The 25,565-nt window shown below is 57.7% G+C and carries 19 protein-coding genes, 1 pseudogene and 1 riboswitch; of the genes and pseudogenes, 7 read left to right on the top strand and 13 right to left on the bottom strand.

The features are described 5' to 3' along the window. The first annotated feature begins 97 nt into the window (after positions 1-97). On the top strand, positions 98-1,573 hold the full coding sequence (locus tag IGS75_RS07635; RefSeq protein ID WP_237468713.1) for an aspartate ammonia-lyase: 1,476 nt from the start codon (positions 98-100) through the stop codon (positions 1,571-1,573). Here the strand turns inward: IGS75_RS07635 and IGS75_RS07640 are convergent. Further along, the gene (locus IGS75_RS07640; RefSeq protein ID WP_202256500.1) at positions 1,566-2,504 is read right to left on the bottom strand and encodes a LysR substrate-binding domain-containing protein; all 939 of its coding nucleotides are present in this window, start codon (positions 2,502-2,504) and stop codon (positions 1,566-1,568) included. The two genes, IGS75_RS07635 and IGS75_RS07640, sit on opposite strands and share 8 nt — an antisense overlap. Before the next feature lie 233 nt (positions 2,505-2,737). Here IGS75_RS07640 and IGS75_RS07645 point away from each other — a divergent pair, with 233 nt between their 5' ends. After that, positions 2,738-5,203, top strand: a complete 2,466-nt coding sequence (locus IGS75_RS07645; RefSeq protein ID WP_202256501.1) for a TonB-dependent receptor plug domain-containing protein — start codon at positions 2,738-2,740, stop codon at positions 5,201-5,203. Between the two features lie 132 nt (positions 5,204-5,335). On the opposite strand, the pseudogene IGS75_RS07650 reads toward IGS75_RS07645, so the two are convergent. The 5 genes and pseudogenes from IGS75_RS07650 to IGS75_RS07670 all read right to left on the bottom strand — a co-directional run bounded on the left by IGS75_RS07650 (position 5,336) and on the right by IGS75_RS07670 (position 9,585). Beyond that, a pseudogene (locus tag IGS75_RS07650) lies at positions 5,336-6,101 on the bottom strand (IS5/IS1182 family transposase). After that, positions 6,102-6,638: an SRPBCC family protein gene (locus tag IGS75_RS07655; RefSeq protein ID WP_202256502.1), complete on the bottom strand. Its 537-nt coding sequence runs from the start codon at positions 6,636-6,638 to the stop codon at positions 6,102-6,104. A 112-nt stretch (positions 6,639-6,750) separates the two neighbouring features. Next, on the bottom strand, positions 6,751-7,860 hold the full coding sequence (locus IGS75_RS07660) for an NADH:flavin oxidoreductase/NADH oxidase (protein WP_202256503.1): 1,110 nt from the start codon (positions 7,858-7,860) through the stop codon (positions 6,751-6,753). Between the two features lies 1 nt (position 7,861). Next, complete coding sequence (locus tag IGS75_RS07665) at positions 7,862-8,875, bottom strand: zinc-binding dehydrogenase (RefSeq protein ID WP_202256504.1); 1,014 nt, start codon at positions 8,873-8,875, stop codon at positions 7,862-7,864. Continuing rightward, entirely contained in the window at positions 8,872-9,585 is a 714-nt protein-coding gene (locus tag IGS75_RS07670; RefSeq protein ID WP_202256505.1) for a type 1 glutamine amidotransferase domain-containing protein, read from the bottom strand. Before IGS75_RS07670 ends, IGS75_RS07665 begins: the two co-directional genes overlap by 4 nt. A 91-nt stretch (positions 9,586-9,676) precedes the next feature. On the opposite strand from IGS75_RS07670, the gene IGS75_RS07675 reads away from it, so the two are divergent. Then, on the top strand, positions 9,677-10,594 hold the full coding sequence (locus tag IGS75_RS07675) for a LysR family transcriptional regulator (protein WP_202256506.1): 918 nt from the start codon (positions 9,677-9,679) through the stop codon (positions 10,592-10,594). Positions 10,595-10,856: 262 nt separating this feature from the next. Here IGS75_RS07675 and IGS75_RS07680 read toward each other — a convergent pair whose 3' ends face one another. Next, on the bottom strand, positions 10,857-11,786 hold the full coding sequence (locus tag IGS75_RS07680; protein ID WP_141352579.1) for a hydrogen peroxide-inducible genes activator: 930 nt from the start codon (positions 11,784-11,786) through the stop codon (positions 10,857-10,859). A 247-nt stretch (positions 11,787-12,033) separates the two neighbouring features. Between IGS75_RS07680 and ahpC the strand changes: the two genes are divergently transcribed. The 3 genes from ahpC (at position 12,034) to IGS75_RS07695 (ending at position 14,966) form a co-directional block, all read left to right on the top strand. Beyond that, a complete protein-coding gene (ahpC, locus tag IGS75_RS07685) occupies positions 12,034-12,597 on the top strand; it encodes an alkyl hydroperoxide reductase subunit C (RefSeq protein ID WP_141352581.1) in 564 nt (187 codons plus the stop codon). A 122-nt stretch (positions 12,598-12,719) separates the two neighbouring features. Next, positions 12,720-14,291, top strand: a complete 1,572-nt coding sequence (gene ahpF, locus IGS75_RS07690; protein WP_202256507.1) for an alkyl hydroperoxide reductase subunit F — start codon at positions 12,720-12,722, stop codon at positions 14,289-14,291. Positions 14,292-14,330: 39 nt separating this feature from the next. Then, positions 14,331-14,966 (top strand): LysE family translocator, encoded by a 636-nt coding sequence (locus tag IGS75_RS07695; RefSeq protein ID WP_202256508.1) that lies wholly within the window; start codon positions 14,331-14,333, stop codon positions 14,964-14,966. A 115-nt stretch (positions 14,967-15,081) separates the two neighbouring features. On the opposite strand, the gene acnA is transcribed toward IGS75_RS07695, so the two are convergent. Together acnA and IGS75_RS07705 are read right to left on the bottom strand one after the other, a co-directional pair. Beyond that, a complete protein-coding gene (gene acnA, locus IGS75_RS07700; protein WP_141353992.1) occupies positions 15,082-17,775 on the bottom strand; it encodes an aconitate hydratase AcnA in 2,694 nt (897 codons plus the stop codon). 47 nt (positions 17,776-17,822) lie between these two features. Continuing rightward, on the bottom strand, positions 17,823-18,845 hold the full coding sequence (locus IGS75_RS07705) for an isocitrate/isopropylmalate dehydrogenase family protein (protein ID WP_141353994.1): 1,023 nt from the start codon (positions 18,843-18,845) through the stop codon (positions 17,823-17,825). A gap of 112 nt (positions 18,846-18,957) precedes the next feature. Here IGS75_RS07705 and IGS75_RS07710 point away from each other — a divergent pair, with 112 nt between their 5' ends. Beyond that, complete coding sequence (locus tag IGS75_RS07710) at positions 18,958-19,884, top strand: LysR family transcriptional regulator (RefSeq protein WP_141353996.1); 927 nt, start codon at positions 18,958-18,960, stop codon at positions 19,882-19,884. A gap of 4 nt (positions 19,885-19,888) precedes the next feature. Here the strand turns inward: IGS75_RS07710 and IGS75_RS07715 are convergent, their stop codons facing one another. The 4 genes from IGS75_RS07715 to IGS75_RS07730 form a co-directional block, all read right to left on the bottom strand. Continuing rightward, positions 19,889-20,986 (bottom strand): AI-2E family transporter, encoded by a 1,098-nt coding sequence (locus IGS75_RS07715; RefSeq protein WP_202256509.1) that lies wholly within the window; start codon positions 20,984-20,986, stop codon positions 19,889-19,891. Positions 20,987-21,091: 105 nt separating this feature from the next. Next, entirely contained in the window at positions 21,092-21,661 is a 570-nt protein-coding gene (pnuC, locus tag IGS75_RS07720) for a nicotinamide riboside transporter PnuC (protein WP_202256510.1), read from the bottom strand. Beyond that, positions 21,652-22,806, bottom strand: a complete 1,155-nt coding sequence (locus IGS75_RS07725) for a phosphotransferase enzyme family protein (protein ID WP_202256511.1) — start codon at positions 22,804-22,806, stop codon at positions 21,652-21,654. The genes pnuC and IGS75_RS07725 overlap by 10 nt, the downstream gene beginning before the upstream one ends. Positions 22,807-22,808: 2 nt before the next feature. Then, positions 22,809-25,292, bottom strand: coding sequence for a TonB-dependent receptor (locus tag IGS75_RS07730; protein ID WP_202256512.1), 2,484 nt, complete (start codon positions 25,290-25,292; stop codon positions 22,809-22,811). Positions 25,293-25,384: 92 nt separating this feature from the next. Next, positions 25,385-25,514, bottom strand: a riboswitch (TPP riboswitch). Positions 25,515-25,565 lie beyond the last annotated feature (51 nt).

Raw genomic sequence — 25,565 nt, forward strand, 5'->3', positions numbered from 1 at the left:
CTGCCGAAAATTGTCTGACCCTATATCACAATCATATGGGGTTGAATCGAAAACGCAATAATAGGCTCAGGGTCCATCACAGCTCTGGATACCCGAAATGACGACATCCGCATCCCGGTCCGACGTTGCAGCAGACATGATGCCGCCACTGGATGGCTTCAGGGTCGAGAAAGACCTGTTGGGAGAGGCTTGTATCCCGAAGAATGCTCTGTGGGGGATCCATACCAGTCGCGCGGTGGATAATTTTCCTATCAGCGGGGAGCCTGTCGGAGCATTTTCCGATTTCATCCGGGCATTTGTGACGGTCAAGCAGGCTGCTGCGCGGACGAACAGGGCACTCGGCTATCTGGATGAAGAGCGGGCCGGTTTAATCGAGGCGGCCTGCCAGGCCCTGTTGATCCGTGATGATTATCGTAACCATTTTATTGTGGACGTTATGCAGGGTGGGGCAGGGACCTCTACCAACATGAACGTCAACGAAGTTATCGCCAATATCGCGCTGGAACTGGCGGGGCAAAAGCCCGGTGATTACCAGATTCTGCATCCAAACGATCATGTAAACATGGCGCAGTCCACAAATGATGTTTACCCAACCGCATTACGCTTGGGGCTTCTAACAGCAACTGCGCCTCTACTTGAGGCCTTGGAAGAACTGGCTCGGGCTTTCGAAAAGAAAGCTGATGAATTCTCGGACATTCTGAAAGTCGGCCGCACGCAGTTGCGCGATGCGGTACCCATGACGCTTGGACAGGAGTTCAGAGCATTCCAGCATGCAATGGAAACGGAACTCCATCACATACGCAGCCAGTCCGAAGCTTTTCTGACGGTCAATCTTGGCGGAACGGCGATTGGGACGGGCCTGAATACTGATCCACGTTACGCGGACGCCGTTATCCGGGAGCTTGGGAAATTGAGCGGTCTGGCCGTAACAGGTGCTGCCGACAAGATTGAAGCGACTTCGGATGTCGGAGCTTTCGTCCTGTTCTCAGGCGTACTCAAGCGGCTGGCGTTCAAATTGTCCAAGATTTCAAGTGATCTGCGCCTGTTGTCGAGCGGTCCGCGGGCGGGCATTGGAGAGATTACCCTGCCGTCCGTGCAGGCAGGATCTTCGATTATGCCGGGCAAAGTCAATCCAGTCATCCCAGAGGCTGTCAATCAGGTGGCCTATCTCGTTGCGGGTTATGACGTCACGCTGAGTATGTGTGCTGATGGAGGACAGTTCCAGCTCAATCCTTTCGAACCGATGATCGGATACTGCCTTTTTTCGTCCTTGAAGACGCTCACGGCAGCCATCACGATTCTGACTACAAAATGCGTCTCCGGAATTGCCGCAGACGCCGAGCAGTGCCAGTTTCTGTTTGAACGGAATATCGGCATCGTCACTGCGCTGGTTCCGCTTCTCGGCTACGATACCTGTTCCCGGATTGCCCGCCGTGCTCTGGCTGAAAACCGGAGCGTTCGTGAGCTTGTCCTTCAGGAAAAACTGGTGTCTCAGGACGTACTCGCAGGTCTGCTTCGTTCGGAGTTCCTGACGCGACCCAACGTCGGACAGGTTGAAGTGGCTTTTAGGTAGAAGCTTGCGTTCCCGGCCAGTTGCGTGATGATGCCATGGCCTTGGCCAGTTCGATGAGCCGCTCTCGGACGGCCACGGATGCCTCCGTTTCAGGAACCAGTTCGGGAATGCAGAGGGAGACATTCTCGCTGATGACCGGGTTGCGCAGGGCGTATATGCGCGACTGGCCTTCAACGGCAATTCTGCTCGCGACCGACCAGGGAAGAATGGTGCTCCCGATCCCTTCCTGAATCGCTCCCTGAAGCGTTGTCAGAGCTTCGATTTCCGCGACAAGGTTCGGTTCCAGCCTTTTGCGTATGAATGCCATATCGAGCGCCTTGCGGACAAAGTTGTGCTTGGGCGGCACGAGAAGGGGAATCTCCGTGATATCTGCGAGCTGAACCGTGTTTTCGCTGTCGTGAGGAATGATAAGCGACTGTGGAGCGAGCAGGAAGAATTCCTCCTTCATCAAAGGCGTGAAGCTGACCCCTTTCATGGGCCCTGAGCCATGTATGACGGCCATGTCCAGGCGACCGGTCATGACCAGCTCGCTGTAAATGTCGTCAAAGCTTTCGGTCAGATGCAGGACGATGCCGGGAAGTTCCTCCCGGATGAGGCGTAGAAGTTCTACGGATAGCGTCGAACCTGCGCTGTATGGAGACAGGCCGACCGACACCTTGCCGACAAGGGGGCCAGCCCCCTGGGTGATTTCGACCATGGCCCGGTCGAACTGTTTGCTCAGGATCTGGACGTGACGGTACAGGACAGAACCGGCAATTGTAGGCGTGACGCCACTTTTGCTCCGGATCACCAATTTTTGGCGGAACGAAGTTTCAAGGGCAGCCAGTTGCTGGCTGAGCGCGGGCTGGGCGATGTTCAGCAGATCGGCGGCGCGGGAAATGCTGCCAAGATCAATGATCTTCACGAAGGCCTGCAAACGCCTGATATCCAACGGGCCAATCTCCTGATGTATGAACTGTGAATTCAATACTCTGCTGATTGGGGAAAATGGTCAATGAACCCATCGGAATGCGATTGAACTCGCCCAAGGTAGCAGCAGAAGAATTCCGGAAATTCTCATTGCGGGGTTGGAATATAAATAATCCCTATGACGCCAAAACATAACGCATCCGTACCATAAAATCATACTTCGTATTGGAATTCCGGCGACTTGAGAGGGATGCAATGTTGATTGGGTCAAATTGGAAACTCTGTCTGGTCGCAGGAGCTGCACTGGGCGCGTTCATGCCGGACAGGGTTCTTGCGGCAACGGCTCCAGTGAAACATCATAGGGTCGTTTCTCAAAAAAAAGCGGGGGCTTCTCCCGCCCTGAGCAAGCCTTCGGTTCATCGTGCTCCGACGTCGCTTCAGGCGATATCAACGGAGAGTATTCAGGTCGGTGGACGGCAGACGAACTCGGTTTTCTCGCCGGTTACAGCGCGTCACAGCACGACGCAGGTCACTGTAGTGACTGGAGCTGAACTGCTCAAGACAGGCCAGACGAACGTGCTCTCCGCACTGGCGCAGGCCAATCCGGCCATCACGACGGCCGCGCTTCCAGGCGGTGGAGCGAGTTCATTCGTTCAGACGATGCAGCTTCGTGGTCAGTCTCCGGATGACACGCTAATTCTTGTCAACGGGCATCGCCGTCATATCGGCGCCAACTTCAACTCGAACGCCGGAACGAATTGGGGCAGTGAACCGAGCGATATTTCATTGATCCCGGTCTCTGCCATTGATCATATTGAGGTAATTACCGAAGGGGCATCTGCGCTTTACGGACAGGATGCCATTGCAGGCGCGGTCAATATTGTCCTCAAACGGGACACCCATGGCGGCAGCATTAATTTCAAGAACAATGGTTATTATGCTGGCGATGGACAGGGTCTCGACGGATCAGCCAATTATGGCATGGCTCTGGGCAATAATGGCGGATACCTTGATCTTGCCGCGCAGGTTACTCATCAGCTTCCCACAACGCGTGGTGGCGATTTCTATGGCACTCTCTTCAGCGATTCCCGAAATGAGACGGCCAATCGCGATGTTCAGCGAGGACTTGGTCTTCCAAAGTCAACGCTGGAGACATTAAGCGAGAATATGTCTCTACCGCTTGGGAACGGCTTCAGTGCCTACAGCACCTCAACATTCTCCCACCGTCGTGCCAATGTCGCCGAAACATATCGTAGTGCGGCCGATACGGATACCTGGATCAATACCAACTTTTATCCCAACGGCAACCAGCCCTATATTACGATGGACCAGTATGACTTTGAGACGGATAATGGCATCCGGACTCACAAGTTTGGATTTGCTTGGGACGCCTACGTCACGTTTGGGCGTGATGCGCAGAAATACGGGACCAAGGATTCAGAAAATGTTTCCATTCCCGACAGCACACAGACGTCTTTTTATGATGGAGCGTCCATCGCAACAGAGCTGACGAGTGGCATTCGTGGCTCCCGATCGTTCCAGACAGGTTTCCTGCCCCGGCCTGTTGATCTGAAATTTGGCGCGGAGTACCGGCATGATACGTTCCAGATGACCGAAGGCGAGACGGCATCTTGGGAAGGACTGGGAGCCACGGACCATCCGGGGAACGTGCCGATGGCCGTTACCAACCAGAATCGTGACGTTTACGAGGGCTTTGCGAATCTGGACTTCTACGTCACTAAAAAATGGGAGTGGACACTGGGTGGCCGCGTTGCGAGCTACAACAATCTCGCCACTGTTGAAACGGGTTCGGTTGGAACACGGTACAACTTCAATAAACGCTGGGCTGTTCGCGCCAACGTCAATACCGGATATCGTCCGCCGACGTTGGGTGAGATGTCCTATTTCTATTCCGCGCCTTACCCCGGCTACACGGTGGATCAGGTTCCCGCAAACAGCACCATCGCCAAATATCTCGGTTCCGGTACGATGAAGGGTGAGTATTCCCGGAGTTACAGCATTGGTCTCGATGCTACGCCGGTGGATAATTTTCATGTCACCGGGAATCTTTATTACATTGCCATCAATTCCCGTCTGGGAAGCACGAAAACCTATAGCGTTAATCAAGACGATTCCGTCCTCATGAACCTGCTGGCGCAGAATAATCTTGAGAGCGCGACATCGCTTTCTTATTACGCAAATCTTTATAATACTCAGACATTCGGTGGCGATTTTAGTGCAGATTATACGCTGCACACCCAGCGTCTGGGGCAGTTCCGGTTTGCGATGGGAATCAATTTCTCGGATACTGAAATTCGTTCCGCGAAGGACAGCTTCGTTAACGAATATACCAAGGAAGTCGTCCTGCACGCAGCTCCGAAAAACCGCGAGCAGATCAGCGTGAACTGGACCTATGGTAAATGGTCCGCATTCGTACAGGAGATGCGTTACGGTTCGATCATCTACATGGCGGCTCCGACGGGGCCAGGCAGCGTACCGTTCATGCAGAACCCGGCACTACTGACTAACCTGGAAGTGGATTATAAAATTCTGCCCCGTTGGAGTATTGGAGTGGGAGCTAACAATGTCGGAAATAAATACCCGACACGTGTTTCTTCTTCTATCTCGCATACGCAGCAGGGACTCACAAAATACGCTTCATATTCGCCTTATGGATTTAACGGCGGCATGTATTATGTGAAAACTTCGATCGATTTCTGAAATTCTGATTCAAAAAGCAGTCTGAGTGATTGTCACAGAATATCTTCCGATATGAGCGATAATTAGTCATGCTTTTGGGGCGGGACTTGATCTACGTTTGTAGCAGATCAAGTCCCGCCCTCCGCTGGATTGCTACGTGCGCGCGTTCAACCTGTGGAGGAAAAGGAAGCGGTGCATATTTATAGACGATATTGGCCAGCCCGATCCTCATGGGGCCTGCGTTATGCTTACCGTTCGGACGAGCAGACCTTTCTGTGATTTCTGATCGGCAAAGACATGCTCGACACGCGAGCGGATGACCGACTTTCCCGGTATTGGACCGCTGGATATGCTGGGGTATGGGCTTGAGATGCGGCTTTTTCCTGTGAACCTTTGAGACAAAGCCCTTTTTCTCCATAAAGCCTTCATTGGTTTTATCCAGCAGTCCCTTTCCCAACAGCGCGCCATCACAGGCGGCGACAGCCTTTGTCTTCCACTTCCGGATGAAACGGAACTGCCGGTCGATAGAGATGTGCGACTTGTAGTCAAAGAACGGGATGGCATGCTTCCATCATCCTGCTGCTCCGCTTTGGTGAACTTCAGTGTCCAACGCGCATGACGATCCTTGTGGGATAGCTTTGCCGACTTGCCCTGCCAGTCTGCGGGAATACGTCCTGCCCGGAGATCCGCTTTCTCTGCGTTCGTTTTGCACTGCTTTGGAGCAGCCATCAGTGTGACATCCAGGGTCCTGAACATCAGCACCGGATCAAATGGCGGTCGCCCGCCTTTATTCCCAGTTGAATAGGCCAGAGTAGAACACTTCAAAATCCACAGTCCGGGAAAACGCTTCGAGCTGATCACCCGGCCCGCACAGCCGAACAAGCCGCTCTTCAAAGATGGTTCCGAAAAAAAACAGTATTCATGGTTTGGATAGTTGCGTTACCGTTGAACTTCGAGCTGCTAACACCAATCCGTCGAGCCATTCCTGATGGCCATTAATCATCGGATTCGGACGCGTCGTTGCCAATGTCTTGGCCGGTTCCCCATTTTGGGTTTCCTGCGTAAGAATTCTGACGCGTCCTTCCGGCAGATCTTCAATCAGCCAGGCATGGTGAACATCAAGCCTCTCAGCCGAGCCTTTCTCGCCAGCCCATCCATGCCATGCCACCCGGCCTGGCTGGCCCGAAGCCGGGGCAACATATTCCGTGACTTCAGCTTCAACCGGAAAGCCGAATGTCTCAAAATAAAACCGCATTCCCTGCGCCAGTTCAGGGCCTCTATCATCATAAAAGCGGGGATTGGCGGAATTGGCATAATAGGTTGGCCATTTCGTCGGATGACTGAGCAACGGCCAGATTTCAGCAGTTGTCAGGCCTGCCACAATCATCTCATTCGAAGCGAAATTATCCGCAAAGCCTGGGATATAGGCTTGAGGCCAGAAGATTTCGTTTGCCATTGGAATTTTCTCCTTTTCTGAAAGCAGAACTGTTTGATAATTCGCTCAAGATATAAATTCCAATCATGAGTTATGATGAAGGTCATAACTCATGAAAATATTATAAATAAATCTATTCTGACGCCGCCGGTCGATAGCGTTCCAGCCAGTGCGCATAAGACGGCGGTAAAACCCAGGACGGCCGATCAAGAGCAAGCTTCAACGCCGCCACGTAGGGCCAGTGCGGATTAGCAAGCTGTGCCCGTCCCACCATCACCAGATCCATCTGTTTCTTTTCCACGACCCCATTGGCTAGAAGCGGCGTATCGATCCCCCAGGACGATGCCACGGGCAGGCCCGTCTCACGATGGACCTGCTCGGCAATCGGCGCCAGAAATGCCGGACCCCACGGAATATGTGCATCCGGCGTTGAGAAACCGACGCTAACATTGAGCATGTCCAGTCCCTCCGCCTTGAACTGGCGGGTCAGGGTGATCGCTTCTTCAAGCGTCTCCTCATCCCGTCCGTCGAACTCAATGACTCCGAAGCGGGCCGTCAGGGGAAAAGTTTCAGGCCACACCTTGCGGACAGCACGGAGTGTTTCCAGAAGAAAACGGCTCCGCCCCGCTAGATCGCCGCCATACTCGTCGGTGCGATGATTGGCATGCACGGAGAAAAAGCTTTGCGCCAAATAGCCATGTGCGAAGTGTAGTTCCAGCCATTCGAACCCAGCCTCCACGGCGCGTCGCGTCGCGGCAACAAAATCCGCCTGTACCCGCGCGATGTCCTCATGCGTCATTTCCAGCGGCACCTGGGGCAGGTTCGCGCCATAAGCGATGGCGGACGGCGAAATCGTCTTCCACCCGCGCGGGTCGTCCTCAGCAATATGGTCGTCACCCTCCCACGGTCGGTTGGCGCTCGCCTTCCGGCCCGCATGAGCAAGCTGAATCCCTGCGACGGCACCAGCGGCCTTGATCTCACGCGCAACAGCCGCCATGCCCGCGATATGCCGGTCATCCCACAACCCTGCACATCCGGGCGTGATCCGCCCTTCTGGAGAGACGGCCGTCGCTTCCACGATAACAAGACTGGAACCGCCGCGGGCAAGACCTGCGTAATGGGCTGCGTGCCAATCGGTTGTGAAGCCGTCAACGGCGGTATACTGGCACATGGGCGGAACAACGATGCGATTTCGTAGTTGCCTGTTCTTTAGGGCGAAGGGCGTAAAAAGAGCGGGGGTCATGTCATGCTTCCTTAACGGATGTGACGCGGATCAGCGCCTTGCCGGAAAACTGTCGATGTTCGAGGTCATTCAGAAATGTCGGGAGATCCCTGAAGTCGCGAATGACGCTCTCTTCAGGAACGAGAGTCTGCTCCGCCAGACAGGCCAGAACACGATGTCCGGCCGTCGCAAGGTCGCGCCAGTCGGCATCGTCGCCATACTGATGCAGCGCACCAAGAGCGACTTCGTGAACTGAAATACACCGGGTGAACGGGGGATCGGGCCATTCCGTCAGTCGGTTCTGGATGCATACGATATGCCCGTTCGCCTTCAGTGCCGGAGCCAGGGCCGCTGCATGCTCCGCGCTCACGCAGTCGATCACTGCGTGGAAACGGTTTTTCAGTGTGTCGGGTAGCGCTTCGCTGGTTTTCAGAGGCCCTGAAACGCAATCCTGCACGCCCATGGCCCGTAGCCGTGTCCAGTGCCGATCATTGCACATCGCCGTCACGGCAAAACCCCGGTCCACGGCAAGCTGCACCAGATAATTGCCCACACCACCTCCTGCACCCGCGATCAGCAGCGTGTCTCCTGTCCTGCTCGGAAATTTGACCAGTGCCAGCCACGCCGTCAGAGCAGGGCAGGGCACGCCGGCCGCCGTCTCGAAATCCAGTGTTCGGGGCAGGTCGATAAGTGCGCGAAGACGGACGGGCGTATACTCGGCGAAACTGCCAGGGCGCATCAGGCTCTGGTGATAGGCCACGCGCCGCCCCAGACACTCGGATTCAACATCTCGCCCGACCGCCACTACGATGCCAGCGCCATCGACACCGGGGACCCATCCCGGCCCCCACGGTGCCAGGCGCGTACCGAGGGCTTTCCAGTCAACCGGGTTCAGCCCGGCAACATGATTGCGCACCAGCACTTCATCGGGCTGAAGCACAGGGCGAGAAACACTCTTCAGCACGAGACCCAGAGGCGATGTTCCCTGTTCCCAGCACCATGCCCGATAATGATCGGGAACCGTATGGTCCGTCATTTTGCGTGCCCGTCATTTGTCAGGACCGACAGTACTTCCTGGGCAACCAACGCGGAAGATTGCGGGTTTTGTCCCGTCAAGAGCCGTCCGTCGCGGACCATGAACGGCTTGAAGTTCTCGCCCTTCTCATAAATCGCACCCTCATCGCGCAGTCTGGTTTCCAGAAGGAACGGAACGGTTTTTGTCAGGCCGGCGGCTTCTTCCTCACTGTCCGTAAAGGCGCTGATCTTCTTGCCTTTCACGAACGGGGTTCCATCAGGGTTACGAACTCCCGTCAGGCTTGCCGGCCCGTGACAAACGGACGCAACAACCTTGCCGTCCGACCAGGCGCGCAGGATCAGTCTCTGAAGCGGCGTGCTGTTGGGCATGTCCCACATCACACCGTGGCCGCCGGGAATAAAAACGGCGTCATACCCATCTACGGAAACACTGGTGATTTTGCGTGAGTGCTCCAGATCATTCATGGCAGGACGATCTTTCAGAAAGCGCTGCACGCTCTTGGGATCTTCGTCGCTATGCTGAACGGAGCGCGGATCGACCGGGATTTTCCCGCCCTCAATCGATGTGATATCGACCTGCGCACCCGCATCCCGAAAGACATAATAGGGTGTGGTCAGTTCCTCGAACCAGACGCCGGTCTGATGACCGGAAGCGCCCAGGGCCGCGTGAGAGGTCACGACCATCAGTATCTTGAACACAGGGTGAGGCATGGCAGTTATCCTCGCAGGAATCATGAGTTGCGTCAGGATGGCATTGCCCTCAGAATAAATCCAATAGACACAGAATATGGGCCCCATAAACATGGGTGATATCAGGACCCTCGATCTCAACCTGCTCCGCGCGCTCGACATGCTGCTTGAGGAAGGCAGTGTGACACGGGCGGCGGAACGGCTCGGCGTGACACAGCCAGCGGTCAGCAACATGCTTACGCGTCTTAGGGAGAATTTTGGCGATCCGCTGCTGGTCAGAACACAACGCGGCATGACGCCGACAACGCGTGCGCTCGATCTTGTCGCGCCGCTCAAACGCATTCTGTGTGAGATTGGCACACTCTGTCAGCCAGACGCTTTCGATCCGGTTGCGGCATCGTTCACCGTTTCAATTGCCGCGACCGATTATGCGCTTCAGGTTATTCTACTGCCGCTCATCGCTCGGTTGCGACAGGAGGCGCCTGGAATCACACTTGCGGTGTATCCGCTTGATGATGCCCGGCTTCAGGAGCAGTTGGAAAAAGGTCAGCTCGACATGGCGCTGATTACACCCGAGACTTGCCCGCCCGACCTGCTGTCATCAAAGCTGTTTCATGAAGAGTATATCTGTGCGGCGCGAAAGAACCATCCGACCGCGGGCATGCACATGACGCTGGATCAGTATTGCGCGGCCGGTCACATCATTGTCTCGTATGAAGGCGGGCAATTCTGCGGCGCGACAGACAAGAAACTAGAAACGCTTGGACGTAGGCGTCATGTCGCCCTGTCTGTGCCAAACTTTCTGGCACTCCCTGATCTTCTTTTGAAGACGGACCTGATTACGATGGCCCCACGTAGACTTTTACATGGGAGAAAGGACCTGACATTGTTCAGTCCACCCTCTCCCCTGACCGTGCCGGGCTTTGACAAGATTCTTGCCTGGCACTGCCGTACCGGGAGCGACCCTCGTTATCAGTGGTTGCGTAGTAAAATAGCAGAAATCACCATATTTTTTTCAGAGCATGTTTGACGAGTCCTGGTCGGTTTGAAGAACACCCTGGTTTTGAAAGCTGCTCTATAATTCTATTTCTTCTGCGCTATTTGGAGTAATATATAATAAATTTACTCAGTTTATTTGATTTTTAGGGACGTCTTGTTCGATTGAGCGGGATTTGAGTTTGATTAAGAGCGTATTCCCAGACTGTGGATTTTGAAGTATTCCGTTTTGACTTGGAGAAGGTTTTGGACTATTCAAACGGATCCTGAGCCCGGCTGTTCCTGGCGGCACCTGCTCAACTGCAGGTGTGGCAGTGTTCCGGAGTGATGCTGCGCAGATAGGCTGCGAACTCGCGGAAGACCTGAGCACGAGGATCAGAAGCGCGCCAGATCAGGCCGATCGTGCGGCGTGCTTCTGGCTCGGGCAGGGTGCGGACAGTGATTAGATCTTCGAAATCTGCACGATTGCGCAGTGCGATCTGCGGGATAAGGGAAAAGCCCTCGCCAGCGCCGATCATGTACCAGAGCATTTCAAGGCTGCTGGCCAAACGCTGCTCGCCCTGGCGGGGAACTGTCGGACAGATGGACAGGGCCTGATCGCGTAGGCAGTGTCCGTCCTCAAGCAGAAGAAGGTCCGGACGGCCTAGTTGGCTCAGGGACAGTTTCGGTTTGTGCGCCAGTTCGTGTGTGCTCGGGAAAACGGCGAGGAAGGACTCTTCGAAAAGGGGCGCACATTCCAGCGCGTCCGACGGTGCGGGCAGCGCCATGAGGGCCACATCTAGTTCGCTGTTGCGTAGGGCGTGGACAAGCGTGTCCGTCATGTTCTCGCGCAGGCGCAGGCTGAGGGACGGATAATGTTCCCGCAGGCGGGGCAGAAGGCCGGGGATGTAATAAGGGCCGAGTGTGGGGATGACACCGAGGCGCAGGGGGCCTTCCATTGGCCCGGTATGGGCGCGGGCGACTTCGAGCAGGTTGCGGGCTGCTGCCAGAACCTCGCGGCCGAGCGCGAGGAGCCGTTCACCATCGGGCGTCGGGGCGACATGGCGCCGGGAACGCTCGAAAAGAGTGACGTCCAGAAGCTGTTCGAGTTTACGGACCTGTTCGGACAGTCCAGCCTGGCTGACGCCGCAGCGTTCTGCAGCGCGGGAGAAGTTGCGCAGATCATCGACCGCAACCACATATTCGATATCGCGCAGGGAAAGGCCGGAAAGGGGAACGTAGCTCATATCCCATAGATATGACCGAATATCCCAATGGGGAAGTGCGGTTATGCCTGTTAAAGAAAAATAGCGTCGGGCCGGGCAGGTTTCAGGAGAAAGCTCTACGTTTCCTGATCGGGAGTTTTGATATATTCATATTTTCAATTCGGTTTTGACGATTAGTCATATTGACAGGAACTGTTTCCTGTCCCTCTCTTTCTGTGGGACATAGGGTCCGCAACACAACTTCAACCCAAGGTCAGGAGACAGTCTGATGGTTCGCATCAACTCCCCGCTGAAGCCCTTCTCTACCGATGCTTTCCGCAATGGTGAGTTCCTCACAGTCACGGACTCCGACGTTCGCGGCAAGTGGTCCGTTTTCTTCTTCTATCCGGCCGACTTCACGTTCGTCTGCCCGACGGAACTCGAAGACCTCGCCGACAACCAGGCCGCTTTCGACAAGCTGGGCGTGGAAATTTTCTCCGTCTCCACGGATAAGCATTTCACACACAAGGCTTGGCACGACACGTCCCCGGCCATCGGCAAGATCAAGTACACGATGCTGGGCGATCCGACGGGCGCGATTGCACGCAACTTTGATGTGCTGATCGAAGAAGCCGGAATGGCCGATCGCGGTACGTTCCTGATCGATCCGGAAGGCAAGATTCAGTACATCGAGATCACTGCTGGTGGTGTCGGCCGTAGCGCGACCGAACTGCTGGAGAAGATTCAGGCTGCACAGTATGTCGCAAGCCATCCGGGCGAAGTCTGCCCGGCAAAGTGGAAGGAAGGCGGCGAAACGCTGAAGCCGTCCCTCGATCTTGTCGGCAAGATCTGATCCTTCCCGGATCTGATCAGGGTGGGGCTTTCGGGCTCCACCCGCTTTCGCCTCATTAGGGGCGGCTGCGCCGGACAGTCTTCCGGTTCCAAATATTCAGTCCCGTAATCCGGAGAAAAAAGATGCTTCAGGACGACCTGAAAACCCAGATGCGCGCCTATATGGAGTACCTGCGTGATGCGGTCGTGCTTGAGGCGACCCTTGGCGCGGATGCTCGTTCGGCAGAAGTACGCGGCTTGCTGGAAGACATTGCAAGCCTGTCCCCCAAGGTGACGTTTTCGGACAAAGGGCAGGGTTCCCGCACGCCGTCCTTCGTCATCCGTCGCCCCGATACGGATATTCAGGTCTGCTTTGCTGGTCTGCCGATGGGGCATGAGTTCACGTCTCTGGTTCTGGCGTTGCTTCAGGTCAGCGGCCATCCGCCGAAAATTGAGGCGGATGTGGTCGAGCAGATCCGCGCATTGGACGGGGAGTTCCATTTCGAGACGTATTTCTCGCAGTCCTGCCAGAACTGCCCGGACGTAGTGCAGGCGCTCAATGCCATGAGTGTGCTGAATCCGAAGATCCATCACACCGCTATTGATGGCGCGGATTTTCAGGATGAGGTGGAACGCCTCGGCATTCGCTCGGTCCCGCAGGTCTATCTGAATGGTGAACCTTTTGCGTCGGGCCGGATGGAAGTGGCGGATGTTCTCGCCAAACTGGATACGACTTCGGTCGCGCGTTCGGCGGAAAAGCTAAACGATATGGCGCCGTTTGATGTGCTGGTGCTTGGTGCGGGGCCTGCGGGCGATGCGGCGGCGATTTATTCCGCCCGTAAGGGTCTGCGCACGGGTCTTGTGGCGGAGCGGTTTGGCGGTCAGGTCATGGATACGGCCGGGATCGAGAACTTCATTTCCGTGCAGGAAACGGAAGGGCCGAAACTCTCGGCAGCGCTTGAAGCCCATGTGCGTCAGTATGACGTGCAGATCATTGCATCCCAGCTTGCAGCGAAGCTGATCCCGGCTGAGGAAGTCGGTGGTTTGCACCAGATCGTTCTGGAAAGTGGTGCCACGCTGCGTTCAAAAACGGTTATTATTGCGACGGGTGCGCGTTGGCGGCATCTGGGGGTTCCGGGCGAGGACGAGTATCGCACGAAGGGCGTTGCCTACTGCCCGCATTGCGATGGTCCGTTCTACAAGGGACGCCCGGTTGTGGTGGCTGGCGGTGGCAATAGCGGTGTGGAAGCGGCAATTGACCTTGCGGGCATTGTCTCGCATGTCACGCTCTTGCAGCGCGGCGCGCATCTGAAAGCCGACAAGGTGTTGCAGGACAAGCTGCTGAGCCTGTCGAATGTCACGGTCCTGACGAATGCCCTGACCACGAAGATCGAGGGTGACGGCAAGGAAGTCACCGGCCTGACTTATAGCGACGGCGATGGTGAGCTGCATCAGATCAAGACGGATGGCGTGTTCGTCCAGATCGGTCTGCTGCCCAACTCCGAATGGCTGAAGGGCGCGCTGAAACTCAGCACGTATGGCGAGATCGTCATCAACGATCATTGTGCGACCTCCGTCCCCGGCGTGTTTGCGGCAGGAGATGTGACGACGGTGCCGTACAAGCAGATCGTCATTGCCATGGGTGAGGGAGCCAAGGCGTCCCTGTCCGCATTTGATTACCTGATCCGTCTGCCTGTGGCTGCAAAAGCCGGATAAGGAAAAGGGGATTGGGTATTTTCAGGGTAGATTTTGATCATGCATCCTTACCTGATCCCTCTTCTCACTTTTGCGGCTGCGGCTGGCGTTTTCACGATTACGCCGGGCCTTGATACGGCCATGACGCTGCGAACCGCTACGACCTCTGGCTGGAAGGCCGGTCTGGCGGCGGTTGTGGGGATCTGCCTTGGACTGGGGATCTGGGGGCTTGCTGCAGCATTTGGCCTGACGGCCCTGCTTGCGGCGTCAGAAACGGCGTTTACGGTCGTCAAATGGGCTGGTGCGCTGTATCTGGCTTGGCTTGGGATCGGGCTGATTCTGCCCCCCCCCCGGACGTCCCTCTGGGCAGCGGAAGCGGTACCGGTACCGGCTGATGCCCGGGCGCCCTTTCGCCGTGGGCTGCTGACGAATCTGCTCAATCCCAAGGTTGGCATTTTCTATATGACGTTCATGCCGCAGTTCATTCCGCCGCATGTGAACGTGAAGGAGTTTTCGCTCCTTCTGACGGCCATTCAGGCGCTGCTGTCGTTTGCGTGGCTGGCGCTGCTCGTCGTGTTGACGGTGCCGCTCGGACGGTTTTTGTCGAGTGCGACGGTCGTGCGGCGTATGGACCGGCTGACGGGCAGCATTTTTCTGGCGTTCAGCCTTAAGTTGGCGCTGAGCCGGAGGGCCTGACCAATGACTAAAGCCTATCTTTCCATGGTCTGCTGCGTCGTGGGAGCAACCTGTGCCGTTGTGTCTTACGGCATCACCCATCATTAAAATGACGGGGCCGAAGCCCCGCCATTTTTCAGTTCGCTGACGCCATTCCGCGAAGCACGTAGGGCAGAATGCCCCCGTTGCGGTAGTATTCCGCCTCATCGACCGTATCGACACGGCACAGCAGCGGGACGCCCTGTGTGCTGCCATCCTGACGAGTGACCGTCATGGTCAGGGGCGCGCGTGGTGTGAGGGTTTCGATGCCGTGGATGGCAATCGTCTCCGTTCCATCCAGCCCTAGCGTCGTGCGTGTTGTGCCCGGTTCGAAGGTCAGGGGCAGGACGCCCATGCCGACGAGATTGGAGCGGTGGATACGCTCGAAACTTTCGGCAATGACGGCCTTTATGCCCAGGAGACGCGTGCCCTTTGCGGCCCAGTCACGAGACGAGCCCATTCCGTATTCCTTGCCGCCGAACACCACGAGCGGCACGTCGTCCTGAGCGTAACGGCTGGCGGCATCATAGATGGACATTTGTACGCCGTCCGGCTGATGCAGCGTGACGCCGCCTTCAGTTCCCGGGGCCATCTCGTTGCGGATGCGAATATTGGCGAAAGTCCCCCGAACCATGACGCGGTCATTGCCGCGACGTGAGCCGTAGGAATTGAAGTCCTTCACCGCGACCTGCCCCTCCTGAAGATAGACGCCTGCAGGCGAAGAGGCCGCAATCGCACCAGCCGGGGAGATGTGGTCGGTCGTGATGTTGTCGCCTAGCAGCGCCAGAATCCGCGCGCCGGCAATGTCCTTGGTCGGTGCGGGCTCGGCGGTCAGGCCGTCAAAATAGGGCGGGTTCTGCACATAGGTTGAGCCCGGCTGCCACTTATAGGTCGCCGAAGTTCCGGCAGAGGCCAGAGCCTGCCATTCCTTCGTGCCTTCCGTGATATGGCTGTATCGCTCGACGAAGGCTTCGCGCGTGACGGCAGAGCCGACGAGTTCTGCGATTTCGTGATTAGTTGGCCAGATATCGCGCAGATGAACCGGTGTGCCGTCAGGTGCATGTCCCAGTACGGCCGTCGTGATGTCCTCGCGCATTGTCCCCAGTAGCGCATAGGCGACGACGAGCGGCGGGCTTGCGAGATAATTGGCGCGGACGTTGGGTGAAATCCGGCCCTCGAAATTCCGGTTGCCGGACAGGACGGACGTTGCGACCAAGCCATTGCCTTCAATCGCGTCTACTAACTCTGTCGTCAGTGGGCCAGAATTGCCGATGCAGGTTGTGCAGCCATAGCCGACCGTCTCGAAGCCCAGTGCATCCAGATCAGCGCTCAGATTGGCGCGATCCAGATAGTCTGTGACGACCTGCGAGCCCGGTGCGAGCGACGTCTTGACCCACGGCTTCGGCATCAGGCCAAGTGCGCGGGCCTTGCGGGCCACCAGTCCGGCCGCGACCAGAACGGCGGGGTTGGACGTGTTGGTGCAGGATGTGATGGCGGCGATGACAATGGAGCCGTGCCCGATCGTATAATCCGTGCCGGCGACGGGGGCAGTCTTGTGAATGTCGGCGGGTGCGACACCAAGCGCTTCCGTCAGGGCTTTTTCGAAAGCCGGGGTGGCGACGGAAAGTTCGATCCGGTCCTGCGGGCGCTTGGGACCAGAAATGCAGGGTGTAACCGTGCTCAAATCCAACGTCAGCACATCCGAAAAGACTGGCTCCGGCGTGGACGCGTCACGGAACATACCCTGCGCGCGCAGCCATGCTTCGGTCAGGGCAATGCGGTGTTCGTCACGGCCGGTCTGACGCAGATAGTCGAGCGCCAGTGCATCCACGGGGAAGAAGCCGCAGGTCGCGCCATATTCCGGCGCCATGTTTGCGATGGTTGCGCGATCCGCGACCGGCAGATGATCCAGCGCCGGGCCGAAGAACTCCACGAACTTGCCGACCACGCCCTTGGCGCGCAGCATCTGTGTGACCGTCAGGACCAGATCGGTCGCGGTCGTGCCTTCCGGCAGACGCCCGTCCATTCGAAAGCCTACGACATCGGGGATGAGCATGGAAATCGGCTGTCCGAGCATGGCGGCTTCGGCCTCGATCCCACCAACGCCCCAGCCCAGAACGCCCAGACCATTGACCATGGTCGTGTGGGAATCCGTGCCATACAGCGTATCGGGATAGGCGTAGGTGACGTCGCCGACCGTTCCAGTCCAGACGACCTGGGACAGATATTCCAGATTGACCTGATGACAGATGCCAGCACCCGGCGGGACGACGCGGAACTGGTCAAACGCCTCCTGCCCCCAGCGCAGGAACGCATAACGTTCGCTATTACGCTCGAATTCCAGCGCGACGTTCTGCTGGAGCGCGTCCTTGCGTCCGGCGACGTCCACCATCACGGAATGATCGATCACCAGATCGACGGGGACGAGGGGATTGACCTTCTGCGGATCACCACCAAGTGAGACGATGCCGTCGCGCATGGCCGCCAGATCGACGACGGCCGGAACGCCGGTGAAATCCTGCATCAGGATGCGCGCGGGCTTGAACGGGACTTCCTGCGTCGAGTGCGCGGTTTTCGTCCAATCTACGATCGCCTGCGCGTCCTCGACGCGATAGGTCGAGCCATCCGTAAAGCGCAGGACATTTTCGAGCAGCACCTTCAGGCTGACGGGCAGGCGCGAAATGTCGCCCAGCTTTTCAGCGGCGACAGGCAGAGAAAAATAGCGATAGGAGCGCCCCTCAATCGAGATGTCGCGCTGGCAGTCCAGAAGGTCGTGTCCAACCTGTTTCATGATGGGAATGTTCCTCGGAGGGCTGTCATTAGAGTGGGGGCAGAAAATTACTGGATGGCACGTAGAAGGGCCTGCGTGACGTCCTGCGTGGTGGCCTTGCCGCCCAGATCGCGCGTGCGAAGACCCTCGACCTGAAGGATCTGCTTCATGCCGCCGTCCAGCCGCTTGGACAGATCCTGCCGCCCGACATGCGCCAGCATCATGCTACCGGCCATCATCAGCGCCAGCGGATTGGCGATGCCCTGTCCGGCAATGTCCGGCGCAGAGCCATGGACGGCTTCGAAAATGCCCATTTTCTCGCCAATATTCGCGCCAGGCGCCATGCCCAGGCCGCCCACGAGACCCGCCGTCAGATCGGACAGAATATCACCAAACAGATTGGTCGTGACGATAACGTCATAATTCTCCGGACGGATGACGAGTTCCATCGCGCAGGCGTCAACGATGCGTTCTTCTAGGGCCACGCGGCCTTCATATTCCGCAGCGACCTTGCGACCTTCATGCAGGAACAGACCGCTCAGGATTTTCAGGATATTCGCCTTGTGGACGAGCGTGACCTTCTTGCGGTTGTTCTTGATGGCGTATTCGAAGGCGAAGCGGACAATCCGATTGCATTCGGCGCGGGTATTGAACCCGGCGCCATACGCCACGGCTTCCGGGTCCCCGTCCACGGCCATGTAATGCTCCATCGCGGCATACAGGCCTTCGATGTTCTCGCGGATCACGACCAGATCGACGTTCTCGTAACGGCCGCCGGGCACGATCGTCTGGGTCGGGCGCACGTTGGCATACAGATCGAACGCCTGACGCAGCGTGACATTGATGGAGCGGAAACCCTTGCCGACGGGGGTGGTCAGCGGACCTTTCAGCACAAGGCCAGTACGGCGGATACTATCGAGCGTAGCCTCGGGGAGGGCGGTTCCGTGCTCCTCAAAGGCGCCGACGCCTGCGCTTTGGTGGTCCCAGAGGAAGGGGGCGTCGAGGGCGTCCATGACGGTCGTGACCGACTGCATGATTTCCGGGCCAATTCCGTCACCGGCGATGAGTGTGGCGGGAATGGTCTTGGTCATGGCGCGTTCCTGTTCGGTCAAAGGATGTGTCTGTGACGCGGCGGACCTTAAAGAAGTTCCGTGTCTGAACCAATGTTTGCAGAGGGGTTTCATCATACTTTAAAGGTATGGAATGATCGAACTCAGACACCTCCATGCCGTCATCGCCATTGCCGAGGAGCGCAACCTCACCCGGGCTGCCGAGCGGCTGGGAATTCAGCAGCCCCCGCTGACGCGGCTTCTCAAAGGAGTGGAGCAGGAACTGGGGGTTCAACTCTTTGAGCGTCATGCAAAGGGCATGCGGCTAACGTCCGCAGGACGGAGCATGCTCAAGGGGGCGTATGATGTTATCGCACGTATGGATGAGACCGTCGAAGATGTCCGCCGGATCGTACGGGGGGAGACGGGAGAACTGTCGATCGGGTTCACGAACTCCGCGCTGTGTCATCCCAGTCTGCCGGATATGCTGGGTCAGTTCCGCGAAACCTGGCCGGATGTGGGCCTGACACTGACGGAGGGCAATTCCAGTCAGCTTCTGGGAGGCTTGCGAGAGGATACGGTGGATGTCGCTTTTGTGCGGACGTCCATTCCCGATGTATCGGATGTTGTAGTCGAACTAATTGTGGAAGAACCTATGGTGGTGGCGGTTCCCCGAACGCACAGACTGGCGAAAGAAGCCCCGGGGTCAGGGCTGAAACTGACAGACCTCGAGAATGAGGACTTCATTCTGTATCAGAGCCAGTACAATAACGGTTTGTACAAAACGATCGTGGATGCTTGTCTGGGAGCAGGTTTCACACCACGAATCCACCAGAAGGGGCCGCAGCTTCTGGCAGCGCTCAATCTGGTTGCCGGGGGACTGGGAATCTCTCTCGTCCCGCAGTCCATGCAGCAGCATCATGCCGGACAGGTGGTCTATATCCCGCTCTCGTCCCGCACGGCTCTGACGGCACCGCTTTATCTGGTGTTTCGCTCGGTCCGGATGACGGGGGCAAAGCTGTATTTCATCCATCAGGCCCGCCGCATCCGGCAGGCCTATGGCGCGGTCGCGGCGGAATGAGGGTTCAGGAATCCAGAGGCGTTGAAACGGACGGGGGTGTTTGGCGGGAGTCACTGACCCAACTCTTGGTCAGCGTATAGGCCACGGAGAGGATCAGAGGGCCGATGAAGATCCCGACCAGTCCCAGTCCGCCGAGCCCGCCAATTACGCCGAGCATGATGAGAATGAGTGGGATATCGGCCTGTTTGCGGATCAGGAATGGGCGCAGGACGTTATCGATAATGATCGTAATGATGGTGACGACGAGCAGAAGTGCTGCCGGGGCAAGACCACGGTCGAAATAGACCCAGATCACTGCCGGGATCAGGGTGACGCCCGGGCCGGCCTGCAGCAGGCAGGCCATGAAGGTCACAGCGGTCAGGATACTGACCCAGGGGACGCCGGCGAGTTTCAGGCCGATGCCGGCCACGGTGGACTCAACGACTGCGGTGACGGTTACGCCAAAGGCGACCCCCCGGATCGTGTAAGCCGCAAGCTGAAGCATTTCCTTCCCGCGATTGCCCGCCAGAATGGTGACGAGTGTGTCCGCGACGGCGATCGCTGATTCCGCGCGCATGAGGAGCACACCGAGGATGAGCAGCGTGAGAATGAACTGCAGGGCCAGGATGCTGAAGCTGCCTGCATAGGCCAGAAATGTGTGGATGAGGGTTTCCGGGGCCGGGATGATCTGCCGGATCATTTCGGGAAACTGCATGTGCTGCATGCGCTCCCAGAATGGCGCGATATGCGGACCGATCAGGGGAAGTCGGCCCATCCATGGTGGCTCATCTGGGATGTGGAGCGTGGAAGACGAGGAAACCAGCGCGATGATATCGCCGAAATGGCTCGAAACCGTCGTGATGGCGAGCCAGAGCGGCAGGATAAACACCAGCATCGCAATCAGGATGGTAAGGGAAACGGCCGCCCGGCGGCTGTTCCCGACGATGGTCTGAAGCCGTCGCAGCATGGGCCAGGTCGTCACCGCGATCGTGACGGCCCAGATCGTGGCGGGAAGGAACGGCTTGAGGATCCAGATGGCGCTGATGACAATGCCGCTCGCCAGCAGGGCGACCAGAACGGATCGGGTATTGTCCTGAGAACCATTCTGGAAGAGGTCTGGCATTGAAGGTTTGGCTTTCCGTGGAAATAAAGTCAGCATTGTAGTGCAGGGAAAGATAGGCCGATCTGCCCTCAGGAGAAAATAGGGGTATTTGAAATCTGCGGCTGGTTAGCTTGGTGAGGCGGCTGGCGGATCAGGCTTCCAGAGGCGGTATCCGTTGACGGCGAGCAGGATGAAACCGGCATACAGGACTGCGGTCGGGTAAAGGTCACGGCTGATGAACAGGGCGACGTAGGCGCTGTCCACGACGATCCACAGAAGCCAAGTTTCACGATAGCGCATGGTGTCCCAGCACTGGGCGAGGATGCTGTAGGCGGTAAGGGTGGCGTCCGTGATGGGGGTTGGGTCGTTGGTGAAGCGGGTGAGGACGAAGGCCCATATCCCGCTTCCTGCTGTGCCACAGAGCAGGCCGGTTATGAGGGTGCGGTGTGTCGGGCGTCGGACGCGGATCTTTCCATTGGTTTTTCCCATCTGGCGCCAGTGTTGCCAGCCGTAGATAACATATAGGCAGAACGCGATCTGAAGCCCTGCGTCGGCATAGAGTCGCGCTTTGAGGAACACCCAGCAGTAAAGCCCCGCTGCGGTGAGCGAGACGGGCCAGCAGATCATGCTGCGCCGGGACGTCAGCCAGACGGCGAGTGCGCTGAGGACAGCGCCCAGAATTTCGATCAGGGACATGAGGGGGCTTGAATGGTCTGGGTCAGCCAACGCAGGAACTGCTGCCCGGAGGGCGAGGCGAACCAGTGTGCGTGGCCTAGAAGATAGTCCGTATAGGCCGCTTTCACGCCAGCTTGGTCGTGAACCAGCGTCTCGTAATAGGCGACCTCGGAGAGGGCATATTCGACGTGAACAAGCGGCAGGAAGAGGGGCACCAGACGGCGTTCTTCGCGGGAGAGCGCATATTGCGCCAGATAGCCCGACAGGAACGCTTCGAGCCGTTCATGGATGACCGGACAGTCGTTCTGAGGTTCGAGCCATGCGATGGCGGTACGTTCGATGGCGACCGCGAGGTCATAGGCGGCGCAAGTCCGGTCCGACATGCCGAAATCCAGAATGCCACAGACCTGTGCATCGGCGCCCGTACCACTCCAGAACAGGTTGGATGGATGCCAGTCGCCATGACCCCAGCGGGGCTGGATCGTGCCGAGATGAGGTTTTAGTCTTTCATGAAACGGCATCAGGGCGGCGGGGATATCTTCATGCCAGGGATGACGGGTCAGGGCCTCTGTCAGCCCGGTCTGTTGTGGGATCCAGCGTTCCAGACCGGCAATCAGGTTGAGAGATGTGATGACCTCGAACGTGGAGAGCAGGGGGCGTCGTGAAGGGCGGGCAGGGGCATCGAAACTGCTGGCTGCGTCGTGAAGTCGCCCCAGATGCAGGCCGCCGGAAAAGGCGTGTTTGACGTTGTGGAACGGCTCCCAGGACTGCACGGTTTCGTAGAGGTCGTGGCCGGGCATCATGGAAAAGACCTCATAGGCTGACCCATTGAGATCAAGGGCCGCCTGACCGGTTTTCGTGCGCCATGTCTGGCCAACCGGAACGCCCTGTTCGGCCAGATGCATGATGAAGCGGTGCTCTTCCGCAAGGGCTGTCGCATCGCGTAGACAGTGATCGTGGCGTTTGAGGAAAACCCGGCTTCCATCCGCCAGCAGGACGACGCCCGTTGAGGAAAATGGTCGCCGTCCGTGCCAGATGACCTGTCTGGCCGGGGCCTGGAGCGGGAAATGGGACAGGACCTCGCAGGCTTCGGCATCGGACAGGGCTGGCCAGTCCCGCTTGTTTTCGGGGCCATGGACGCCGAACTGTCCGGATGCTTCTACCATGCTCAGAATCCCGTTGAGGCGGTGAACAGGGCCGCAAAGCCGCCGCCAATGAAGTAGCTCGGGGCACTTCCGGCAATGGTGGTGCCATACACGCCGGTCGTGTCCTTCGCATTCAGGGTGGGGCTCGCCACGCCGGAAAGATAGTGCTCGTTTGTGATGTTGATGAAGTTCATCCGCAGGGTTGGCTGATGCAGATGGACGTGATCCGAGAAGCGGTAGCCGATGGCGAGATCGCCCGTCGTATGGTCCGAAACGCGCTCGTCATTCATGAACGTGGCGTACTGGTGGCCGGTGTAATGCACGGTGGCAACGCCGAAGATGTGTCCGTCATCGTAACTCAGCCCGGCTGCGGCCTGAAGGGTGGGGCTGCGGACAGCGATTTTGCCACGGGTGCGCAGAAGGTCTCCGCCGGACATCAGGTCGTTGTCGATGGTGGCGTGCAGATATTCGCCCGACACATAGGGGCTGAAGTGATGCCAGGGACGCAAGCCGATTTCCACGTCCACACCGCGTGACGTCTGACCACCGGCATTCATGGTTGTGCTGACGATGGAGCCGTTCTGTACGGCCTGCGTGGAGATCTGGCGGTTAGTGAAGTTGTAATTGAACAGTGTCAGGCTGCCGATGATCCAGCGTCCCGTCCGGCGGTAGCCCAACTCTTCGGAAATGGAATATTCGTTGCGGATGTCGGCCGATCCGGTGCCGTACATTTCGCCCGAAGAGGGGTCGTAGGTGTTGTACAGCGCACTCTGATCCGGGGCGCGGAAATTGGTCGTGGTGTTGAAGAAGAGCTGGTTTTCGCCGTCAATCCACCAGCGCACGCCCAGACGGGGGAGGGGCTCCATGCTGTTAGAGCCGACATGGTACTGCGGCCCCGGCATGCTGTTAGTGCCATCGCGGCTCATCATGACGGCCTTGAACCCGAGGTCAATGGCCAAATGGTCATGCAGCAGGGATATGTGGTCACCGACGAACAGGGCGTTCGTCTGGGAAATGGTATGAAAGCTGCCGCCGAGAAGGCGTTCGCCGTTCGATAGGCGGATCACGTCCTTACTGTTTTCCGCCCAGATGTCCGGCGCATATCCGTTGGTCTGGACAGTTGTGAACGGCTGTTGCTCGTTATCATCGCCATAATCGTACCAGTAACCCAGAACGAAATCGTTCCAGCCGGTTTTGTAATGTAGGGCACTGGTAAAGCCGGAGCGGTAGCTGCGTTGGGTATAATCCGCGCGGACCACGCCGACGCCATCCTGTGCGCCGGGCAGGTTCAGCGTGTCGGGCAGGGCCTGTGTGCCCTGATAGAGACCGGATGTGGACATCGTGCTTCCGCCCGGCCAGTTGCCATAGGCGAACTGGGCGTAAGGTGTGACGTCCAGAGACAGGTGGTCTGTCAGCGTCAGATGAACGGGCGCTCCGCCATAAAGGGTGCGTTCTCCGTCACGCCACAGGCGCCAGTAATTCGCCCCGTTTTCGGGATTGCTGCTGTCATAGCGGGCCAGAAGGTTGTTCTGGCCTTTGATCCCGTCCGATTTCCAGCTGTCCATCGTGGGTTCAGGATACCAGCTTGTGATGGTCGTGTTGAAAGTGCCGATGAGGCTGGCGCGGTTGCCCTGTCCCCATTCCTTGAGGAATTTGAAATCGACATGCTGCTTTGCGTCGCGGCCTGGCCCGCGCCAGTTGTCGGTCGCGCCGTGGGAGTAGGAGACGAAACCACGGATGCCGGTATGGGCGATGTCGCCGGTGTCGAGGCGGATGAATTCGCGGTTGGTGTTGTAGGACCCGTAAGACATGCTGGCGTCACCGCCTGCTTTTTGGGCGGGATCGCGGAAGGTCAGGTTCATTAACCCCCCGGCGGCGTTCAGGACTGGGCTGTCCAGATCGGCCGATCCCTGTGCCAGGGCGATTTCCTGATAGTTCTCACTGTCTGCGAACTGGCTGGGCGTGCCGGAATAGGCGGCGACATCGTTCAGCGGCATGCCTTCGAGCACGTAACCAATGGCGCTGTTATCGAGCCCGCGGACGGTTATGTCGGTATTGGGGGAAAATCCCATCGGATCGGACGAGGATACGTTGGCGCCGGGTAGCATGGATGCCAGCTGGAAGGCTGTTGCCATCGGGGCCTGTTTGGAAATGAAATCCTGACCGATCGTGCTGACAGATTTCACGCCGTCCTGCAGATGGATCAGTCCTCCCCCTGGTTGATTGCCGGGAGCACTGTCCGCAATGCGGTGCACAATGATGTGTTCGGTTTTGGGAGGTTGTGGAGCCTGTGGCTGAGATGCGGCCCGCTGGATCGCGGGCCTGTTCGTGGCCGGTGTCTCGGCGGCATGCGCAGCCGAAAAACAGACCGTTGTGCCGATCAGGACAGGCAGGACACAGCGACACCGCGAGCGGCCGACGGCAGACACAGGCGTTTCCCGGGTGTTGGGGCAGTATGGTCTGACAGACGCTGGGGCCGGAGCGGCCAAGGGTTGTCTGTGTGCCATGATGAGAGACTCCTCGCCTGTAAGCAATGAGATCTCAGCTCTGACAGGAAAGGTTCAAGCTGCTGGCTGCGTTGTGCATGGACATGCGCCGGGCAGACAGCGACCACCATCCCTCCGCCAGTATGAACTGGATCAGGTTCAATGGGTCACTGCGCCGTATGACTTTTAAGGGTCACACCAGCAGAATCTCAGCCCTATGCCAGAGCCCCCCACGGTGAAGCGCCACAAATCCTCGCTGGAAGAGAAATTGTCAACATGATGGAGCCGTCTGCA

It is taken from the genome of Gluconobacter sphaericus, assembly GCF_016757795.1.
Classification (GTDB): domain Bacteria; phylum Pseudomonadota; class Alphaproteobacteria; order Acetobacterales; family Acetobacteraceae; genus Gluconobacter; species Gluconobacter sphaericus.

What these genes read in the sequence shown, in the direction of transcription:
- acnA (WP_141353992.1), bottom strand. Translation starts at nt 17,775, where the DNA reads ATGAAACAGGTTGGACACGACCTTCTGGACTGCCAGCGCGACATCTCG.
- ahpF (WP_202256507.1), top strand. Translation starts at nt 12,720, where the DNA reads ATGCTTCAGGACGACCTGAAAACCCAGATGCGCGCCTATATGGAGTAC.
- IGS75_RS07695 (WP_202256508.1), top strand. Translation starts at nt 14,331, where the DNA reads ATGCATCCTTACCTGATCCCTCTTCTCACTTTTGCGGCTGCGGCTGGC.
- IGS75_RS07725 (WP_202256511.1), bottom strand. Translation starts at nt 22,806, where the DNA reads ATGGTAGAAGCATCCGGACAGTTCGGCGTCCATGGCCCCGAAAACAAG.
- IGS75_RS07680 (WP_141352579.1), bottom strand. Translation starts at nt 11,786, where the DNA reads ATGAGCTACGTTCCCCTTTCCGGCCTTTCCCTGCGCGATATCGAATAT.
- IGS75_RS07710 (WP_141353996.1), top strand. Translation starts at nt 18,958, where the DNA reads ATGATCGAACTCAGACACCTCCATGCCGTCATCGCCATTGCCGAGGAG.
- IGS75_RS07715 (WP_202256509.1), bottom strand. Translation starts at nt 20,986, where the DNA reads ATGCCAGACCTCTTCCAGAATGGTTCTCAGGACAATACCCGATCCGTT.
- IGS75_RS07655 (WP_202256502.1), bottom strand. Translation starts at nt 6,638, where the DNA reads ATGGCAAACGAAATCTTCTGGCCTCAAGCCTATATCCCAGGCTTTGCG.
- ahpC (WP_141352581.1), top strand. Translation starts at nt 12,034, where the DNA reads ATGGTTCGCATCAACTCCCCGCTGAAGCCCTTCTCTACCGATGCTTTC.
- IGS75_RS07635 (WP_237468713.1), top strand. Translation starts at nt 98, where the DNA reads ATGACGACATCCGCATCCCGGTCCGACGTTGCAGCAGACATGATGCCG.
- pnuC (WP_202256510.1), bottom strand. Translation starts at nt 21,661, where the DNA reads ATGTCCCTGATCGAAATTCTGGGCGCTGTCCTCAGCGCACTCGCCGTC.
- IGS75_RS07645 (WP_202256501.1), top strand. Translation starts at nt 2,738, where the DNA reads ATGTTGATTGGGTCAAATTGGAAACTCTGTCTGGTCGCAGGAGCTGCA.
- IGS75_RS07660 (WP_202256503.1), bottom strand. Translation starts at nt 7,860, where the DNA reads ATGACCCCCGCTCTTTTTACGCCCTTCGCCCTAAAGAACAGGCAACTA.
- IGS75_RS07705 (WP_141353994.1), bottom strand. Translation starts at nt 18,845, where the DNA reads ATGACCAAGACCATTCCCGCCACACTCATCGCCGGTGACGGAATTGGC.
- IGS75_RS07730 (WP_202256512.1), bottom strand. Translation starts at nt 25,292, where the DNA reads ATGGCACACAGACAACCCTTGGCCGCTCCGGCCCCAGCGTCTGTCAGA.
- IGS75_RS07670 (WP_202256505.1), bottom strand. Translation starts at nt 9,585, where the DNA reads ATGCCTCACCCTGTGTTCAAGATACTGATGGTCGTGACCTCTCACGCG.
- IGS75_RS07675 (WP_202256506.1), top strand. Translation starts at nt 9,677, where the DNA reads ATGGGTGATATCAGGACCCTCGATCTCAACCTGCTCCGCGCGCTCGAC.
- IGS75_RS07665 (WP_202256504.1), bottom strand. Translation starts at nt 8,875, where the DNA reads ATGACGGACCATACGGTTCCCGATCATTATCGGGCATGGTGCTGGGAA.